A 20,159-nucleotide genomic window follows, 5' to 3' on the forward strand; every position below is an offset into this window, starting at 1 on the left:
TAAAATCTAACCACCTTTTTTGTTTGGAAAAAAGAAGGAGGTAAAAATGCGAATAAATGATTTTCATAACATTTTGGAGCTTGTAAAACAAGATATTTTGCAAAGTGAAGCAGAATATCTGAAGCTCCTAAAGGTTGTCGGAAACAATCAGAGATATGACTTTAGAAGTCAATTAAGTATTTATGATAGAAATCCTGAAGCGACAGCCTGTGCCAAGTTCGATTATTGGAGGGAACGATTTAATAGGACCGTTATGAGAGGGCAGAAAGGTATCCCTATCTTAGAGGACTATGGCACATACAAGAAAGTTGACTATATCTTTGATATAGGTCAGACGGTTTCAAGAAACAGGGATGTCAATGAAGTAAATCTTTGGAAGTTTGACAAAGAAGCTCATCAAGATGTCTTAAAGGAAATGATAAAAAACGAGGGCTATGAGGAAAGTGAAAGCACACTTGAAAACATCTTTTCTTTAAGCAGGATTTACGGAGATGAAAAGATAGACAGCCTTATGAATGAGCTTAGAATAGCAGATGAGAATAGAATATCTTTTGCAAAGTTTGTGAGGGACTCTATAAGCTATGCAGTTGCTTCAAGATTTAAGGCAGATTATCCGATAGATAACGAACTTTTAAGAGAGAATTTTCAAAGACTTGATAGCATATCTATTATGAGTCTTGGTGAAACCGTATCGGATATTAGTGGAAAGATTATTGATGCAACCATTCAAAAAAGCAAAGAGCTGGACAAAGAAGTTTTAAGAGGAAAAGAAGCAGGATATAATAGGATTAAAGAAGAAATTGAGGAGGTAGAAGAAAATGTACTTCGACGAGATGATCAGGAAAGAAATGAAAACGAGCGAGTTCTCCGAAATGGAGAGTACGGACGAGATAATAGAGAAAATCAGGGAGAATACGCTAAACAACTTGGAGGAACAGGTGGACTTCATGAAAGAATTCCCGAATCCGACTTACGCAGTGATGAGGCTCACTTACCTTTCAGAGAGCGAGGAGCAGAGGCACTTCGAGATGTTGGTAGACCTATACAAGGAGAAGAAACTGACAGGACACCTGATGGATATTCAGAAACAGGCGATAGAGTTTATGAGAACAGAAAAACCGAAACTGATGGCAGCTTGGAAGATAGAGGGCGAGAACAATCCGCAGTATGGGGTGATGATTTCAGCTCTGAAGGAAATGACAATCAAGGAAGTAGTGGAAATTTAAAAGATAATACTAATGTAGAGTTAAAAGAAGCTGATAAGGCTTCTTTTTCTTTACCCGAAAATACTTACGGACAAATGAGGCTTACCATTCCATTAACTCAGAAGGATATAGATACCGTTCTTATTAACGGAGGAAACCATGATGGCGGCAGACTTCCTATCATTGCTGAGTTTTCTAAAGGAAAGAGAAATGAAGAATTGGGAGAATACCTCCAAGATACCTTTAGAGGAGGAAACGGATTTTACATTGGTGAAAGAGAGGTATCTTCCTGGTATTCGGATAAAGGCATTCATTTGACTTACGGGACTTCTGCAAGAGAAGATAATACACAAATTTTAAGCTGGAGTGATGCAGCAAGTAGGATAAATGAACTTCTTGACAGAGGTGAGTTTGCCACAAATGTAGAACTTTCTGAAGCATATGATTATGAAAGGGACAGAATTTCAGAGTCATTATGGTATCTATACCATGATTTAAGCGAAGAAGGAAAAGCACAGGGTTATTTTGATTTTATAGAAAGAGGTGGTGGCTTTCCGGAAGAAACGAAAAGACTATCTGAGGCATTAAAAAATCCTGAATACCTAAAGGACACAATTAAAGAATACAGTAGGTTCTTAGCAGGCTACAAAGAAAACAGAGGTGTACTAAGATTTCATTATCACAAGGTAGATAGCCTTTATCAGAGATTACAGGAACTTGAGCTGACACGAAAGGAATATAGTACCAATCTGACAGAACTTCCTAAAGTAAAGCCATTTATTACAGATGACGAAGTTCTTGCTACCCTGTCAAGAGGAAGCGGAATAGATAAGGGAAAAGAGCGAATTACAAAATTTTTCAAAGAAAACCATACACTTCAAGAAAAAGCAAATTTCTTAAAAGATGAGTATGGCATAGGTGGAAGCTCTCATGCTGTTTCAGGTGCAATGGGAAGCGATGAATGGCACGATGCAAAGGGACTTAAATTGCAAAAGAAAGATTGCAGTGATGTATTTCTTACTTGGTCAAGCGTGGCAAAGCATATTGATGAGCTGCTTTCTAAAAATCTGTATGAAGAAAAGAAAATAGAAAGTAAGGCAGAGATAGAAGAAGCAAAAGCACCACAATATTATTCTAAAGATGATCCTGAAAACTTAATTACCGATGAAATGCTTGAAAGAGTGCCTGAGCTTTATGCACAGGAAGATGTATCTTTAGCAGATAAGCAAGTTCATGCTGCATATATCATTCCGTTTAGAAGTAATTGGACTTGGTATATGACAGAATACGATAGGGAAAGTGGAGATGCCTTTGGACTTGTACTTGGTATTGAACCTGAATGGGGATATTTCAATCTTGAAGAATTGAAAGAATTAAATGCCCAAAGGCTTATTTTAGAAGATTTTCCAAAGACCTTTAGAGAACTTAAAGATACGGAACTTGTTAAGCAGATGGATGAGCAGGAGCTTCAGTCAGTCTTTAACGGAGAACTTAGTTTTGAAGAAGAAACAGAGCTTGAAGTACCTGAAGAAGTAGAAGAAAGAATAGCTGCAACACCTGTTCAGGGAACACTATTTGATTATCTCAAAGAAAGAGAAGAAGTAGAGCTTAATGAAAAAGAGGAAAGCCTTGCAGATGAATTTGCAGTTAAAACAGGCGATACCGTATATTTCAACCATGAAGAATACACTGTAAGGGAGATTTCTAAAAACCAAATCACAGGAAGATATGATTTATGGATTGATCCGGCAAGAAGTGGAAATCATCAAATCCCCATTGTAGCCTTTGAAGATAATGAGGACTTATTAAAGCAGGTAAGTCTTGAAAGACCTAACTTTATTGTTGGAGATGAAGTTAAATATAAGGATAAAAACTATACCATCACACGCTTTGATGATATGGGAAATAACCTAAAGACAATAACAGTCAAGGACAATACCGAATATCTTGGCGGTATGATAACAGGCTCCGATGTAATTCCTTATCGTTTTGAAAGCGACCTTGATAGGCTATTTGAAAATCTAAACTATACGAAACTTGAAAAAACTATTGAGGAAGTAGAAATAAAGAAAACGGAAGCACATAACTTCAAAATTACAGAAGAAACGCTACCTGAAAAGTTATCTCCAAGCGAAAGATTAAATCAAAACATTGAAGCAATTTCCATGCTTAACAGAGTGGAGAGCGGACAAAGAGAGCTTGACAGTACAGCGCAGGAAGTTTTAGCAAGGTATGTAGGCTGGGGCGGACTTTCCGAAGTCTTTGATGAAAGCAAGGGAGGTCAGTGGAAAGAAGCAAGGGCTTTTCTAAAGGAGAACTTATCACATGCAGAATACGAAGCTGCAAGAGAATCTACTTTAACGAGCTTTTACACACCGAAAACCGTAATTGACGGAATATATAAGACGCTTTCGGATATGGGATTTAAACAGGGAAACATTTTAGAACCATCAATGGGCATCGGAAACTTTATAGGCAATATCCCTGATAAAATGAATAAGTCCAAGTTTTATGGCATAGAACTTGACTCGGTAAGCGGTCGAATTGGAAAACTCTTATACCCTGAAAGTGAAGTGCAGATTAAAGGACTGGAAGAAACTTCCTTTTCCAATAACTTCTTTGATGCGGTTATCGGCAATATACCCTTTGGAGAATATAAGGTAAATGACAGGGAGTATAACAAAAATAACTTCCTTATCCATGATTATTTCTTTGCCAAGTCCATTGATAAAGTCAGAAACGGCGGTATTATCGCCTTTATCACATCTTCAGGCACAATGGATAAAAAGGACGAAAGTGTAAGACGCTATCTTGCAGCAAGAGCAGAGTTTTTAGGGGCAATCAGACTTCCAAATGATACCTTTAAGGGAGTTGCCGGAACGGAAGTAACATCGGACATTATTTTCCTAAAGAAAAGAGATAGTATCAGAGAAAGGGATGAGGACTGGATACACCTCGCTGAAGATGAAAATGGTCTTACCTATAACAAATATTTTGTAGATCATCCTGAACAGGTACTCGGCACAATGCGTGAAGTTTCAGGAAGATTTGGAAACACACTTGCGTGCCTGCCGAAAGAAAATGCCGACTTAAAAGAGCTTCTGACAAAAGCAAGTGAAGAAATATCCAAAGGATCAACTTATGAAGAAATAGAGCTTTTAGATGATGAAATCACTTCAATTCCTGCAACGGATGATGTCAAAAACTTTTCCTATACCGTTATTGATGGTGAAGTGTATTACAGAGAAAACTCACTTTTCGTAAAGAAAGAAGTGACGGATAAAAATAAGGAAAAGATTAAGGATTACCTTGAACTGAACAACGCCTTAAAGGATGTTATTTATAAGCAAAAGGAAGATTTTTCAGATGATGAAGTAAGGAAAGTTCAGGAAAAGCTAAATGAAGTCTATGACAGTTTTTCTAAAAAGCATGGGTATGTCAATAACCTTTCTAATACCAGAGCCTTAAAAGAAGATAGTAACTTCCCACTTGTTTCCTCAATAGAAATTCTTGATGAAGAAGAAAATTTTAAGGAAAAAGGTGATATTTTCAGTAAAAGAACCATCACAAAAGCAAAGGTAATCGACCATGTGGACGCTTCCCTTGAAGCGTTGGTACTATCTGTATCCGAAAAGGGTTATGTCGATTTTGACTATATGGAAAGTCTTACAGGAAAAGACAGACCGACTTTGATAGAAGAATTAAGGGGAGAAATCTACTTAAATATCAGAGAAGAACAGAACTTTTACAGACCGTTATCCTTTAACCCTGAAGATGGGGATTTACCTTTTGCCTGTGCAAATGGCAGCAATTCATATAAATATGGATATGTAACAAAAGATGAGTACCTATCAGGAAATATCAGAGATAAGATTGCGATTGTTGACAGTTATCTTTCTAAGCTAAGACAAACGGAAAGAGAACTACCTCATCTTGGCTATGCAGAAGATGGCAAAGAAAAAGAGCTGATAAGCTATGAGATGAGCCGATTGGAATACCAAAAGGCAGAGCTTACAAAAGTTTTACCAAAGGAGCTTGAAGCAAGTGAAATCAATGTAAGGCTTGGTGCTACTTGGATACCAATAAAAGATATTGAAAAGTTTATCTTTGAAACACTGAAAACGCCGGGCTGGGCAAGATGGGATATTAAGGTTAAATTTTCAAATCTTACAAGCGAATGGAATATTGAGGGAAAAAGCAAAGACAGAGGAAATGACCTTGCTGAAATGACTTATGGTACATCAAGGGTAAGTGCCTATAAGCTGATTGAGGATGCCTTAAACCTTAAAGAAACAAAGGTCTTTGACCAGATTGTAAATCCTGACGGCTCGAAAACTTCTGTGTTAAATAAAAAAGAAACGCTTCTTGCAGGGCAGAAACAAGAGCTTCTAAAAGAAGAATTTAAGAACTGGATATTTAACGATCAGGAAAGAAGAAACAGGCTTGTAAAATTGTATAATGAGCGTTTTAATTCAATCCGTAATAGAGAATATGATGGAAGCAATTTATCCTTTGAGGGAATGAATACGAAAATAGAGCTTAGACCTCATCAGAAAAATGCTATTGCAAGAAGTCTGTACGGAGGAAATACGCTGCTTGCCCATGTAGTGGGAAGTGGTAAGACTTTTGAAATGGTAGCTTCTGCAATGGAATCTAAAAGGCTTGGGATGTGTTCCAAGTCTTTATTTGTTGTACCGAATCACTTAACAGGTCAAATCGGTCGTGAGTTTATGCAGTTATATCCGTCAGCTAACATTATGGTGGCAGATAAAAAAGACTTTGAGCCGAAAAATAGAAAAAGGTTCATAGGAAGAATTGCAACCGGTGAATATGATGCGGTTGTAATTGGGCATACGCAATTTGAAAAAATTCCGATGAGTAAGGAATATCAAGAAAAGCATATTCAGGATCAGATTGATGAAATCATAAATTATGTTGAGGAATATAAGCACGACAGAAATCAGAACTTTACGGTAAAACAGCTTGAAAAGACAAAGAAAAAACTGGAAACAAGGCTTGAAAAGTTAAACGATGATTTTAAGAAAGATGATGTTATTACCTTTGAGGAATTAGGCGTTGATAAGCTCTTTATCGACGAAGCACACAATTACAAAAATCTCTATCTCTATACAAAAATGAGAAATGTAGCAGGTATCGGGCAGTCTGAAGCCTTTAAGTCCTCCGATATGTTTATGAAGTGTAGGTATATGGATGAAATGACGGGTGGAAAAGGTATTGTATTTGCCACAGGAACTCCTGTATCAAATTCCATGACGGAACTTTATACAATGCAGCGTTATCTTCAGTATGAAAGCCTTAAAAAGAATAATTTAAAGCATTTTGATAGCTGGGCATCTACCTTTGGTGAAACACAGTCTGCCTTTGAATTATCTCCGGAGGGAACAGGATACAGAGTTAAGACAAGATTTTCAAAGTTCTATAATCTTCCGGAGCTTATGTCTATGTTTAAGGAAGTTGCAGATATTCAAACAGCGGATATGCTTAACCTTCCAACACCTGAAGCGCACTATGAAGTTATTAAAACTTTGCCAAGTGAGGAACAAAAGGAAATCCTAAAGAGCTTATCTGAAAGAGCTGATGATGTAAGAAATAGGGTGGTAGAGCCTGATGAAGATAATATGCTTAAAATCACGAATGACGGCAAGAAACTTGCATTGGATCAGCGTTTAATCAACCCTTTACTTCCCGATAATCTTGACAGTAAGGTTAATGTCTGCGTGAAAAATGTCTTTAGTATTTGGGATAAGACGAAAGAGAATAAGTCAACACAGCTTCTGTTTTCCGATATGTCAACTCCAAAAGGTGAAGGAGAGTTTAACATCTATGATGATATTAGAGAAAAACTTGTGGCAATGGGAATACCGAAAGAAGAAATTGCCTTTATCCATGAAGCAAATTCTGATAAGCAAAAGGATGAACTCTTTGCAAAGGTAAGAAAAGGCGAAATTCGTATTTTGATGGGATCGACTCAGAAAATGGGAGCCGGCACGAATGTTCAAAATAAGCTGATTGCACTTCATGATTTAGATGTCCCATGGCGTCCTGCGGATCTTGAACAGAGAGCAGGAAGAATTGTAAGACAGGGAAATGAAAATAAAGAGGTTAATATCTATCGTTATGTAACGGAGAATACCTTTGATGCTTATCTTTGGCAGACCATAGAAAATAAGCAGAAGTTCATTTCTCAGATTATGACAAGTAAAACACCTGTAAGAGTGGCGGAAGATGTGGACGAAAGCAGCTTAAACTATGCAGAGATTAAAGCCCTTGCTACAGGTGATCCGAAAATCAAGGAAAAGATGGATTTGGATAATGAGGTTACAAAACTTAAAATGCTTGAAGCAAACTATAAGTCCAACCGTTACAGATTAGAGGATAAGGTTGCTAAAAACTATCCGGAAGAAATTTCAAGAACAGAAAAGCTCATTGAGGCTGTAAAGAAAGATATTAAAGATGTAGAAGCAAAAGCTGAAGGAGAGGAAAAGTTTGCTTCTATTACTATCGGTGGTGAGAAGATATTAGATAAAAAGTTAGCCGGAGAAAAGCTGCTTGAAGCTATTTCTAAAGTAAAGATCAATGAAAGCAAAGTTATCGGTAAGTATAGAAACCTGGATTTAGAGGTGAGTTACAACTTCTTCACCAATGAGCATAACTTCAGCTTAAACGGTGCTGCAAAGCATTCAGGAGAGCTTGGAACGAGTGCGGACGGTAATATTACAAGGCTTGATAATGCTCTTGAGAAAATGCCTGAGAAATTAAAGAGGCTTGAAGAAAAGCTCTTCAGCACAAAAGAACAGCTTGAAAATGCCCAAGAGGAATTACAAAAGCCTTTTGAAAAAGCTGATGAACTAAAGAATAAGGTATTAAGACTTGCAGAACTGAATAAGCTCCTTGATATGGGAGAAGTGGAAGAAAAGAGAAATGATAATCCGCTTATAGAAGATGTAAAAAGAGCAATCATTGACTTCTGTAATAGAGAGTACGAAGAAAATCATAGCTATGATGAATTTAATACCTTGTACCCTGATTTGAAGCATATAGGCATCGCTTATACCAATACACCCGATGAAAGGCATGGTATTCAGTATGAACTGAATTTAGAGGATAAGGCATGGACTCAGTATATTGATGACACGCCAATCAAAACAGAGAGCTTTGATTACGAAAATAAGGGAGAAAATGAAGCTCTAAAGAATATGAAAAATGAAATAGAAATGTCCTCTTTTAGTGATTTAGTTTATGTTGATTCCGAAGATTTAAGAGCAGCAACGGGACTCGATATTGATGATGAAGGAAACTTCTATGATCCACTTGCAAAAGACCTCGATAATGACGGTATTCCGGATAGATATGACAATGACTTTAAGGACAGTGATTATTTTGAGTCAACCTATGATGTGGAGGACAATCTTCATATCAAAGAAGAAAACACACAAAAATCAGAGGATAAGCCATCTATTTTAGGTCGGATAAGAGCCTATCAAAATGAAAGTAAAACAGAAGAAAAGCAAAAAACAAAAGAACAGGAAATTTTAAGATAAGGGGAGGGCAATCTCCCTTTTGCCATGAAAGGAGATAAAAACATGGATTACAAAGCAATGAGAAATCAAATAGAAGATATGGTAAATGATAACCACAAGGACTTTGTAAAGGCGATTATAAGCATGGAAAAAGGCATCAATGATGAAAGTGCTTTGGACAAGCTATATGACGCTTATATGGACAATGACACCGTTAATTTGCTACATGAAGAATTTGACTATATGATTGAGGATTTAAGGGAACAGGGGCAGATAAAAGACCTGCCTTATGTTAAGGAAGAAAAGGATAATCTTATCAATGTTGTAGGAAATATTGTCGGAGAGGTAGATATAGTAGAAAGGGAAAATAAGAACGGCGAAGCATTTCAAGTAGTAAACTTCTCTGTGGCATCTAAAGATGATGAGGGCAATAAGGTATATCATAATTGCTCCGCATACGGAGAAAAGGGTGATATTCCAAAAGACTTTAAGCAGGGAGATTTTGTAAAACTCTTTGGACAGATCAGAACTTCCGTTGACGATAACGGCAAGGAACATACTAACATCAGGATACTTTCTTCAAAGCTCTTAAAGGCAAAAGAACAGATGAAAGGTCGAGATGAAAAGAAAGAGTCTGTGCTTGGAGCTATCAAAAAATATCAGGCTGAAGATAAGGAAAAGCCTAAAGAAAAGAAAGAAACATCAAAAGAAGCTGAGAGATAAACTTATGGTCGGTGTGGTCTTGGGACTGCACCGACTCTTTTTTTTATTTGCGAAAAAAGGAGATAAAGATTATCGCTCCATCTCCTTACCCATGTAAATTCCATAATTTTTTCGTATCTTGTAAAGTTCATCCATAGTAGATTTTGAGGAAGAATACTCTTGCATAAGGGTATTCTTTTTTTCTTGTAATTTATCAAGCTCAGCTAAAATATCCTTTGAATTTGGGAGCTTGGAATAGGATTTTTTAAGTTCTGAAAGGGCATTTTCATATAGGGTAATCTGAGCTTTGTACTCTTTAAAAAATGACTTATCAGACGGATTTGCCTTATATTCCTTGTAGTATGCCCTGTATTTTTTAACGGTATGAACTTGTTCCATAGTGGCAGAAAGCTCCTGCATTACCTTATCAATAACCTTGATTTTATCCTGTAAATTTTGCCTTTCATCGGCTGCTTTTTGGATGTACTCATCAAGTTGCTTAACGGATTTAATACCTTGTTCTCTGAGAAAGATAACAGACTCAGCCATTGTATTAAGGTTATGTTTGGTTGCCCAATATTCGTAGCCTTTGCTTTCTTTTACTTTAACATTTGTGTTCATGTCAATAACATTGCCGATGCGTTTTTTGACGGCAGAAGTCTTTATAAACTCTCTTTCTGCAATGCGTTCTTTTAATCTTTCTTCGGTGTAATCTTCCCCGATTGTTTTAGCCCTTGTAAATCTCGTCTTATCTTTTGACTTAAAAGCAATGTGCTTACCGTATTTGATTTCATAGCCGAGATCTGCCATCTTCTTTAGAAATTCATCCCAATCCTTAGACTGTTTTATAATTCTGTCAATGTCAAATTGAAGCCTGCTTTTCCAAGAAGTGCCATGCTTTGCTTGTTCATTTTCATACCAAGATTTACCGTTAGTCTTGTATTTTTTCTTATAGCTTTCGTAAAACTCGTCAATAACGGATAGGTTATTTTCTTTGCATAACTTATCGCTCTGATAACGGATTTGGTGGTAGCTTTTCTTGTTAGACTGGTAGCACCTGCCTGTTACCATATTTACATTATTGAAGATGATGTGATTGTGGATATGCCCCTTATCTATGTGGGTAGATAAGACAAATTCATACTCATCTTTGAGTATCTTTTTACACAGCTCCATACCTATTTGGTGTGCAATTTCAGGCGTAGTTTCTCCCGGTAAAAAGGATTGAATGAGATGTCTTGCAAGAACGGTTCCTTTTGTTCCTACGTTTTCTCTTGTCCTTAAAAACTGAGTATGAGCAGTTGATTCATGGCATTTATGAGTACTTACTAATAGCTGCTCATCTGTTTTATCTCCATTTACAATGTAGTCGATAGCAAGATTAAGAGTCGATTTTATTGGGTGTATTTTTGTAATAGCCATTATTATTCACCTTCCGTTTCAGATGTTCTTTTCAGAAGTAGTGAATGAATTTGCCACAGCTCTTTTGAAAAATGTTCAATTGCTTTTTTCATATCATGGATGTCATCTTTATAGATGACACCTGTCTGATTTACTCTCTTTGCAATCTGATTGATATTATTTGTAGCATTGGAAAGTAAGACTTGTAAATCCCGGAAAGGCTCTAAATCTACCTGATAAATCTCCTTTTCCAAAACGCATTTGCGAATAAAATGGCTCATGTTTCTACACTTCGCAAGTCTTTTTTTCTCTGCAAAAAGAGCCTTTTCTTCTTCAGTTAGTTTAATTTCAAGTCTTTCGTTTCGTATTCTATTTGCCATAGTTAGTTCCTCCTTTGAATGTATTTCGGGGTCTTAGGGTTCTCCCTAACAAGCTAAAAATTGATAAAAAAAGAAGCAGATCCCAAAGGGCTGCTTCGTCAATTTTTCCGTAAGTGTCCGTACACTTACTGTGCTTGCTACAAAAGTGTGATTAAGGTAGCAAGCATTAAGCGTGTATTTGATTTGTATTTTATATTATACCATATAAAAGTAAAATATTACAACTTTTGTTCTTGAAATTTGAGATGGCAGGTAGTATAATATAACTAAGTTATATTTGAAGAAAGGAGGAGTAAATCGTGGCTAATGGTGATTACGAAGCAACTCATAAAAAAATATTGGATTGTGGAAAGAATATTTTTAAAACACAAGGATTTGAAAAAGCTAATTTAAGAGCAATCTGCAAAGCGGCGGGTGTAACTACAGGTGCTTTTTATGGTCATTTTGAAGATAAGGAAGCTCTTTTCACCGAATTAGTAGAGCCAATCGTGAATCAGATACAAAGTTCTTATGCCATGTATGAAGATGAGAGTTTTGATGTTTATAAAAGAGAAAATCATATAAAGAAAGAAACTATTTCCAAGATTTTGGAATCAAAAGCACAAGGTGCTATTAAAATGGTTCTATATTTCTTTGAACATAAAGATGCATTTGAATTACTGGTCTTTGGTTCTTATGGAACAAAATTTAACAACTTTTTAGACGGAATTATTGAGAAAGAAGATAAAAATCACTTTGAAATTTTAAGTATGATATACGGAGCGGATCATGTAAATAATGTGATAACTAATAGAGGAATTCATCTAATCAACCATGCGTACTTTTATGCATTATCGGAAGTAGCAGTTCATTCTAAAAGTAAAGAAGAAGTGAAATTGAATGCAACTTTGATTTCGGAGTTCTTTAATGAGGGATGGAAAAAGATACGAGGAATATAGACGAATTTTTTTACCCGAAACATAACTTAGTTATATTTCGAGATCTCAGAAGAATAAAAATAAAACTGGATATTGTTTCTGTATGAAAATAGAAATATATCGAATTGAAAAAACAAGGAGGACAAAATTATGAATTTAAAAGGTATTGTAAAAATAGCAGTATTTTCTGTTATTGGGTTTGTATTAACAATGGGATTAGGTTTTTTGACGGGATCGTTTGGGATGCTTCCAAGTTTATATTTATCATCAGCCCTGCCAACAATTATTGTAGCACCGGTCTTTGTTATTATGTGTAAGCAGGTCGGACAAAGAGGTACAGCATTTTTATACTTCCTATTGATGGGTGTTTTCTATGTTCTCATGGGAATGTGGCCAGTAATTGCTGTTTGTGCTATTGCAGGACTTTTAGCAGAACTTGTAATTGGTAAAAAGGAAAATTATGAGAATAAGAATATGAAGATTGGGGCTGCGTTTGGAGCAGGTATGTTCATATATTCCTTACATGCTATGTATTTTACGTTTGTATTTGGCGTAGAAGGACTTACAAAGCAATTTCCAAAGATGTTTACAACCGATTACGCAACATTCCTTTACAATTTTTACACACCTAAAAATATCTTGATTTGTTTATTGATTGCAATTGTGGCTTCAGTTATAGGTGCCTATTTTGGAACATATATTTACAATAAATTTTTTAGTGATAGGAAGAAAAAAAGTGTTTTGTAGAGATGAAAAAAATAATATAAACAAATACCAACTATCAGACAAAATCAACCCGCTTACTATAGTTGGGTTGATTTTGCTATTTTCTGTTGTTTTAACAATAGGAGAACAAACCCAATACTTATTTTCCCTTATTTTTGTTTTAGGACTGTTATCCTTATTTTCAATTAAAAAAGCATTTAGAACAATATTTTCATTGCTTATAGTATGGGGACTTATTTATTTACTAAAACCCCATTTAGGAAATGTTTTGATTGGTTCTATATATACAATGCTACTTATAGTGTTGAAATTTGCTCCACTTTTCATCTTGGGAAGAGTTCTGTCTTCATATAGCTCTTCGCATCTAATTGCTGCATTTAGAAAAATTGGAATTGATGGTGGAATAGGTATAGGAATCACAGTATTTTTTCGTTTTATTCCGGAAATCTCTATTAGGATGAAGGAAATAAATAATGGTATGAAAATTAGAGGATTTAAAGCAAGCATTTTCAAACCAATTAGAACATTTGAATTATATTTTGTTCCTCTTATGTATAAGTGCATAGACATAAGTGATACCTTAACTTGTTCAATTATATCAAAAGGAATTGAATACGATGGGAAAAAAACAAGTTTTCATGAGGTGAAAATTACATTTATTGATATCTCAATGATAGTAGGAGGGATGATTTTGTTGGGGGCGAGTTTATGGAAAATATTTTAGAGGCAGAAATAAGATCCTTTCATTATGGAGAGGAGTTGATATTAAAAAATTTAAAAATGTCTATAAAGAAAGGCGAAATTGTAGTCTTAACAGGTCTTTCTGGATGCGGAAAAACAACACTTTTAAGATTACTAAACGGGCTTATTCCATCCTTTTATGATGGTGATTTTGACGGAGAAATCAAGATTTTAGGGAAAGATATAACGGCATATAAAAAGGGAGAGTTAGCTAAATATATTGGCAATGTATTTCAAAATCCTAAAGATCAATTTTTTTGTGATGTGGTTGAAGATGAAATTGCTTTAGTTGGTGAAAATTTAGGGTTAGAGAAAAAAATCTTAAGAGAAAAAGTTGACGAAGCAATGCAGTTACTTGAAATAGAGTATCTAAGAAAAAAGTCTATCTTCGAGTTATCAGGAGGGGAAAGGCAAAAGGTAGCTATAGCTGGAACTCTTATCTATGATACGGATATTATTTTTTTTGATGAGCCATCAAGCAGTCTTGATTACGATAGTATAAAACACTTCAGTGAAATACTTCTCAGATTGAAGGCGATGGGAAAGACAATAATTATAGCGGAACATAGGCTCTATTATTTAAAAGAGATTTTTAGCAGATTGATTTATATAAAAGACGGTACAATATGTGATATTTTTCCAAATGGGAGTCTTAGTAATAATAAATGTAAGGAGCTTGAGTTAAGAACGCTTAATGAAAGAGAATTGGTATCAAAAAAAGAACCGATTGTGGCTAAAAGCTACATAAAATTAAATAACGCCTGTATCCATCAAGGGAAAAGAACCTTGATAGAAAACTTAACCTTTGAGATTGGTGAGAGCGAAATAATGGGAGTGATTGGGCCTAATGGTATTGGAAAAAGTACCTTAGCAAAAGCATTATGCGGATTATCTGAAAAATATTTAGATGTCAGCTATGGACAGAAACAAAAGGAAAGGCTTAGAAACTCGTATTGTGTATTACAAGATGTAGATGCTCAGATTTTTTTAGACACAGTAGAAAATGAATTGATATTTTGTAAAGATAAAAACTCGGAAAGTGATTTAGAAAAAATACGAGAATATCTAAAAGATACAGACCTGTGGCATAAAAAAACCAATCATCCGCAGAAATTATCCGGTGGACAAAAACAACGATTGGCGATTATTACTTCGTTTTTATCCGGTCGTAAGTTGATAATTCTGGATGAACCAACATCAGGTCTTGATTATAAAAGTATGAAAATTATGTCCGATTTAATGACAGAAAAAGCAAAGGAGATTCCAATTATAATAATTACTCATGACTTAGAGTTGTTATTTAAAACCTGTCATTCCGTCTTAATGCTCGGCGATAAGGATTATAAAAAAATATCTGTAAAGGGAAATGAAGCGTTGATTATGGATTTTATGGATAAAAAAGGAAATTTATTGAAGGAGAAAAACTATGTTAAATAAGGTTTTTGAATATGCAGGTTCGCATAAAAAATCAATTCACTTAGCAAGTTTTATTATGCTTATTAGTGTAATTATGGGTGTGCTACCCTTTCTATTTGCATATCAGATTATCAATCCACTTATTTTAGGTGAGCAATTAGAATTTGAAAGATTTGCTATTTTATTGATCAGTATTTTAGTTTGTTTAGTGTTGCAAGCTGTCTTAGGAGGTTTAGGTCTTAATGTATCCCATAAAGCAGCATACAACACGCTGCTTGGACTTCGAATATCCTTACAGAAAAAAATGGAAAATCTTCCATTGGGTATTGTTGAAGAAAAAGGGACTGGTACAATCAAAAAAATGTTTGTGGATGATATTGGCAGTTTAGAGGTGCTTTTAGCCCATTCACTTCCTGAAGGAATAGCTAATCTAATTGTACCTATTATGGTTTATGTTTCAATGTTTTTTATTGACTGGAGATTAGCGTTAATGTCATTAGCTTCTATTCCGGTTAGCATTCTTGCAATGATGATTATGTACTCTGTAGGTATGAAACAAATGGGACCATATTATATGGCAAGTGGAAAAATGAATAATACCATTATTGAGTATGTAAACGGTATGGAAGTTGTAAAAGTATTTAATAAGCAAACAGAGTCTTATGAGCGCCTTTCTAAAGATATCAGTAATTACAGAGATTATGCACTCGCTTGGTATAAGACGGCATGGCCATGGATGGCGTTATACAGTGCTTTACTTCCATGCACGATTATTTTAACATTGCCGCTTGGTGGTTACTTTGTATACATGGGCTATGCAAGTCTTTCTAACTTAATACTGATATTATGCCTTTCTTTAAGTATAGGATTACCACTACTGAAAGCTCTTGGGTTTTTACCAACTATGCCACAGTTAAATTATAAGATTTCTGCTTTAGAACAAGCCTTAAATATGGCTCCTTTAAAACAGGGAGAAAATGATTTTAAGGGAACAGGGCATACTATTTTATATGACAATGTTACCTTTGGCTATCAGTTAAGCAAGATGGGAGAAAACGGACAGCCTGAAACCTATATTAAGAATGTTATTCATAATGTTAGTTTTACGGCAAGAGCCGGTGAAAAGACAGCGATTGTTGGCGAATCCGGTTCAGGAAAAAGTACTTTGGCTAAACTTTTAATTCATTATTATGATGTTTTAGATGGAAGCATAAGTATTGGTGGACAAGACATACAAGACATAAGATTGGAATCACTCAACAAACAAATTTCTTATGTAGCACAAGACCAATATCTATTTAATACCTCGCTTTTAGAAAATATTCGCATTGGTAATTTAGCTGCCAGTGATGATGAGGTTATTGAAGCAGCTAAAAAAGCCCAGTGCATGGAATTCTTAAATAGACTTCCGGATGGTATTTATTCTTTGGCTGGAGAAGCAGGAAAGATGCTTTCAGGTGGAGAAAGGCAAAGAATATCATTAGCGAGAGCTATTTTGAAGAATGCTCCGATTGTTGTACTTGATGAGGCAACAGCCTACGCAGACCCGGAAAATGAAGAAAAAATGGAAGCGGCTATTCGTGAACTTGTGAAAGGAAAAACCTTAATTGTTATTGCACATAAGCTGCCATCTATTGTAGATGCAGATCAGATATTGGTTATGGATCATGGTCATTTAGTTGCGAATGGAAAGCATAAAGATCTATTAGAATCTTCAGCAGAATATCGTAAATTATGGGATGCGACACTATTTAGTAAAGATTGGAAAATCAGCAGAAAGGAAGGTGAAATGAATGTTTAGACTAATTTCAAGAATTTTAAATTTATCAGGTAAATACAAAAACAGAATAAAGTCTGCATTTATATTTGCCTTTATTGAATCTATATTAAGTAAAATGCCTATATTTATTGCATTTACCGTTTTGATTGGATTTTATGAAAAAACGAATACCTCCAAAACTTTTCTATATGTAGGGGTGGGACTTGTTTTAGTGGTTTTATTACAAGCTGTGGTTCACTTCTTAAGCGATAAATTACAAAGTGCAGCCGGCTTTATGATTTTTGCTGATAAAAGAATGGAGCTTGGGAATCATCTTAGAAAGCTTCCGATGGGATATTTTACAGCAGGTAATTTAGGAAAAATAAATTCTGTTTTAAGTTCGGACATGGCTTTTATTGAAGAAGTTTCCATGAGTACGATTGCCAATATGATGAGCTATGTATTATCAACACTTGTACTAACAGTATTCATGTTTGTTTTAGATTACAGAATTGGACTGATTGCGGTGTGTGTAACACTGGTTGCAACATTGCTTGCAAATAGCATGAATAAAATGTCTTTATCTGAAGCGGTTATTAGACAAGAACAAAGTGAAAAACTCACCGATGCAGTTTTGTCATTTGCTGAGGGGATCAGTGTTATTAAAAGTTACAACCTTTTAGGCGAAAATTCTAAATCTCTTACAGATAATTTTATATCCTCAAAGGACACATCTATAAAATTTGAAAATAAAATAACACCATGGACAACCGGTTTAAATATTATTTATGGAATTGGGATTACATTTATTTTAGCAGTGGCTTTATATCTTAATCATCAAGGAACTTTGGGACTTCCATATATGTTGGGGCTTATTTTGTTTGTGTTTGACTTATTCAGCCCTTTAAAAACACTTTATGGAGAAGCGACAAGGCTTACTGTAATGAACGCTGCATTGGATCGTATTGAAGAAGTGTTAAATGAAACTGAACTGCAAGATGTGGGCAAAAAACATATTTCAAAATCTGATACCTCAGAACCTGAAATTTGTTTTAATCATGTTAAATTTTCTTATGGTGAAAAAGAGGTCTTGCATGATATGAGTTTCAAAATGAATAAGAATACAATGACGGCTTTAGTTGGACAGTCCGGGGGAGGTAAATCCACAGTAGCAAATCTTTTGACAAGATTTTGGGATGTGGATTCCGGTGAAATTTTGATTAGAGGAGTGAATATAAAGGATGTTTCACTATCTGAATTGATGTCGGAAATCAGTATGGTTTTCCAGAGAGTTTATTTATTTCAAGATACTATTTTTAACAATATTGCCATGGGGAAAGAAAATGCAACGAAAGAAGAAGTTATAGAAGCAGCCAAGAAAGCAAGATGCTATGATTTTATTATGGCACTTCCTGATGGATTTGACACAATGATTGGAGAGGGAGGAGCAACTTTATCCGGTGGTGAAAAACAAAGAATTTCTATTGCCCGTTGCATGTTAAAAGATGCTCCTATTGTAATTCTTGACGAGGCAACAGCAAGTGTTGATGTGGACAATGAAAGCTATATACAGGAAGCAATTAGTGAATTGGTAAAGAATAAAACATTATTAGTTATCGCCCATAGATTAAATACTATTAGAGATGCCGACAATATTATTGTAATCAAGGAAGGTAATATTGCAGAACAGGGAACCCATAATGAGCTAATTGCTTTAAATGGAATTTATAAAAATATGGTAGAGCTGCAAAATAAAAATAATGGCGTAAAAATACTGTAAGAATATATTTATTATAAATGGAGGTAAGTACTTGAAACAGGATATAAAAGAACAACTATTAACAAAAAGACCGATAGATTTACTCTTTCAGCTATCTATTCCAGCGGTTATCGGAATGATAGTAATCGGTTTGTATCCGTTAATGGACGGAATATTTGCAGGGAAAATTATAGGACAGACAGCAATGACTGCCTGCGGCGTTGCAATGCCCCTTACTTTTTTTAACAGCGGTGTTTCAACTTTACTTGGTGTAGGTTCTGCTTCTGTACTTTCAAGAGCAATCGGTAAAGGAGATCAAAAAACTGTAGATAAAATTATGGGGAACTTAATCTTTTGGGTGATTTTGTTCTCTGCTATCATCACAGTCGGAGGAATCCTCCTCGCACCACACTTTTTAGATATGGTGGGTGCGACAGGTGAAATCAAAGCCTATGGAATCAGATACCTTAGAGTAATTTTCATCGGTTCTCTATTTGTGAACTTTACACAGTCTGCCAACATGGTAATGCGTGGCGAAGGACTGATGAAAAAAGCCATGCTGATTATGGGATTTGGCGCTTTACTTAATATCATACTTGATCCGATACTAATGACCGTTATGGGTGAATACGCCATTGAAGGTGCTGCCCTTGCAACGATCACAGCCCAATTTGTTCAAGCTGCTGTAACACTACATTATTTCTTGAAAAAGAGTAAGGTCGTTAAAATTCATAAGATACAATCTGATGCGGAAATTAAAAAAGAAATGTTTTCTGTCGGTTCATCCGCTATGATGATGCAGCTCCTATTTATGATACAACAAACAATGCTTTACAAAATGGCATTTAAATATGGTGGAGATACGAACGGAATTCTAATGGCGGCATCACTTCGTGTATATGCCTTTTCCTTTATTCCGCTTTGGGGAATGAGTCAGGGGCTGCAACCTGTTGTTGGTACAAACTTCGGAGCAAAACAGTTTGATAGAGTAAGACAAGGTATGAAGGTATTTTCTATTGGAGGACTTATCCTTGCAGCAATCTTTTGGCTTCCATCTTTACTGTTTTCAAGTCAGATTCTTTCCTTGTTCGGTGTAGAGGCAAGCATTATTGCACAAGGAGTAGGAAATTTCAGATTGTTCTATTCCGTATTTATCTTGTACGGCGTGATGGTTATGACGATTACATTCTTCCAATCAATCGGAAATGGAAAGAAAGCCGGAATGATTGTTATGCTTAGACAGTTATTCTTATTTGTTCCTGCAATGATCTTTTTGCCAATGGCATTTGGAATAAAAGCGGTATGGTTCACACAACCACTGGTAGATTTCATTATGATTACTGTTGGAATACTTATGATGCTTAGTGAACTTAATAAAATGGGGAAAGACAAAGCATAAAGATAAGGACATTTGATATAAAAGCGAAAATAATCAAAAGAGGCTGAGGGTATGGATGCTATTTATCAATAATGAATGGAGGGAAAGGGAGATGAACAAGTGTAAAAGTTTCCTTGTAGAATTGAAATGGAATAAAAATACTCCTTTTTTCTATAATCCTTGTAGTTGTCTGTGCTTACGCATACTCTCTTAAACAATTAAATACATTTCAAA

The 20,159-nt window shown here is 35.3% G+C and carries 11 protein-coding genes; 9 read left to right on the top strand and 2 right to left on the bottom strand.

The window, feature by feature from the left end; all coding sequences use genetic code 11:
* The first annotated feature begins 46 nt into the window (after positions 1 to 46).
* Together HMPREF3249_RS06170 and HMPREF3249_RS06175 are read left to right on the top strand one after the other, a co-directional pair.
* The gene (locus HMPREF3249_RS06170) at positions 47 to 8,767 is read left to right on the top strand and encodes a helicase-related protein (protein ID WP_070867533.1); all 8,721 of its coding nucleotides are present in this window, start codon (positions 47 to 49) and stop codon (positions 8,765 to 8,767) included.
* 42 nt (positions 8,768 to 8,809) lie between these two features.
* The gene (locus HMPREF3249_RS06175) at positions 8,810 to 9,469 is read left to right on the top strand and encodes a hypothetical protein (RefSeq protein ID WP_039677233.1); all 660 of its coding nucleotides are present in this window, start codon (positions 8,810 to 8,812) and stop codon (positions 9,467 to 9,469) included.
* 69 nt (positions 9,470 to 9,538) lie between these two features.
* On the opposite strand, the gene HMPREF3249_RS06180 is transcribed toward HMPREF3249_RS06175, so the two are convergent.
* Complete coding sequence (locus HMPREF3249_RS06180) at positions 9,539 to 10,870, bottom strand: relaxase/mobilization nuclease domain-containing protein (RefSeq protein ID WP_070867534.1); 1,332 nt, start codon at positions 10,868 to 10,870, stop codon at positions 9,539 to 9,541.
* Positions 10,871 to 10,872: 2 nt separating this feature from the next.
* The gene (gene mobC / locus HMPREF3249_RS06185) at positions 10,873 to 11,229 is read right to left on the bottom strand and encodes a plasmid mobilization protein (protein ID WP_070867535.1); all 357 of its coding nucleotides are present in this window, start codon (positions 11,227 to 11,229) and stop codon (positions 10,873 to 10,875) included.
* 299 nt (positions 11,230 to 11,528) lie between these two features.
* Here mobC and HMPREF3249_RS06190 point away from each other — a divergent pair, with 299 nt between their 5' ends.
* The 7 genes from HMPREF3249_RS06190 to HMPREF3249_RS06220 all read left to right on the top strand — a co-directional run bounded on the left by HMPREF3249_RS06190 (position 11,529) and on the right by HMPREF3249_RS06220 (position 19,946).
* Complete coding sequence (locus HMPREF3249_RS06190) at positions 11,529 to 12,167, top strand: TetR/AcrR family transcriptional regulator (RefSeq protein ID WP_004804327.1); 639 nt, start codon at positions 11,529 to 11,531, stop codon at positions 12,165 to 12,167.
* Positions 12,168 to 12,296: 129 nt separating this feature from the next.
* Complete coding sequence (locus HMPREF3249_RS06195) at positions 12,297 to 12,893, top strand: MptD family putative ECF transporter S component (RefSeq protein WP_004804330.1); 597 nt, start codon at positions 12,297 to 12,299, stop codon at positions 12,891 to 12,893.
* Entirely contained in the window at positions 12,883 to 13,596 is a 714-nt protein-coding gene (locus tag HMPREF3249_RS06200; RefSeq protein WP_036380183.1) for an energy-coupling factor transporter transmembrane component T family protein, read from the top strand. Before HMPREF3249_RS06195 ends, HMPREF3249_RS06200 begins: the two co-directional genes overlap by 11 nt.
* Entirely contained in the window at positions 13,581 to 15,050 is a 1,470-nt protein-coding gene (locus HMPREF3249_RS06205; RefSeq protein WP_070867536.1) for an ABC transporter ATP-binding protein, read from the top strand. The genes HMPREF3249_RS06200 and HMPREF3249_RS06205 overlap by 16 nt, the downstream gene beginning before the upstream one ends.
* Positions 15,040 to 16,830, top strand: a complete 1,791-nt coding sequence (locus tag HMPREF3249_RS06210) for an ABC transporter ATP-binding protein (RefSeq protein WP_070867537.1) — start codon at positions 15,040 to 15,042, stop codon at positions 16,828 to 16,830. Before HMPREF3249_RS06205 ends, HMPREF3249_RS06210 begins: the two co-directional genes overlap by 11 nt.
* Entirely contained in the window at positions 16,823 to 18,568 is a 1,746-nt protein-coding gene (locus HMPREF3249_RS06215; protein ID WP_036380190.1) for an ABC transporter ATP-binding protein, read from the top strand. The genes HMPREF3249_RS06210 and HMPREF3249_RS06215 overlap by 8 nt, the downstream gene beginning before the upstream one ends.
* Before the next feature lie 31 nt (positions 18,569 to 18,599).
* Positions 18,600 to 19,946: an MATE family efflux transporter gene (locus HMPREF3249_RS06220; protein WP_070867538.1), complete on the top strand. Its 1,347-nt coding sequence runs from the start codon at positions 18,600 to 18,602 to the stop codon at positions 19,944 to 19,946.
* The last annotated feature ends 213 nt before the right edge of the window (positions 19,947 to 20,159 follow it).

The sequence above is a fragment of the Streptococcus sp. HMSC36C04 genome (assembly GCF_001839535.1).
Taxonomy (GTDB): Bacteria; Bacillota; Bacilli; order Lactobacillales; family Streptococcaceae; genus Streptococcus; species Streptococcus hominis.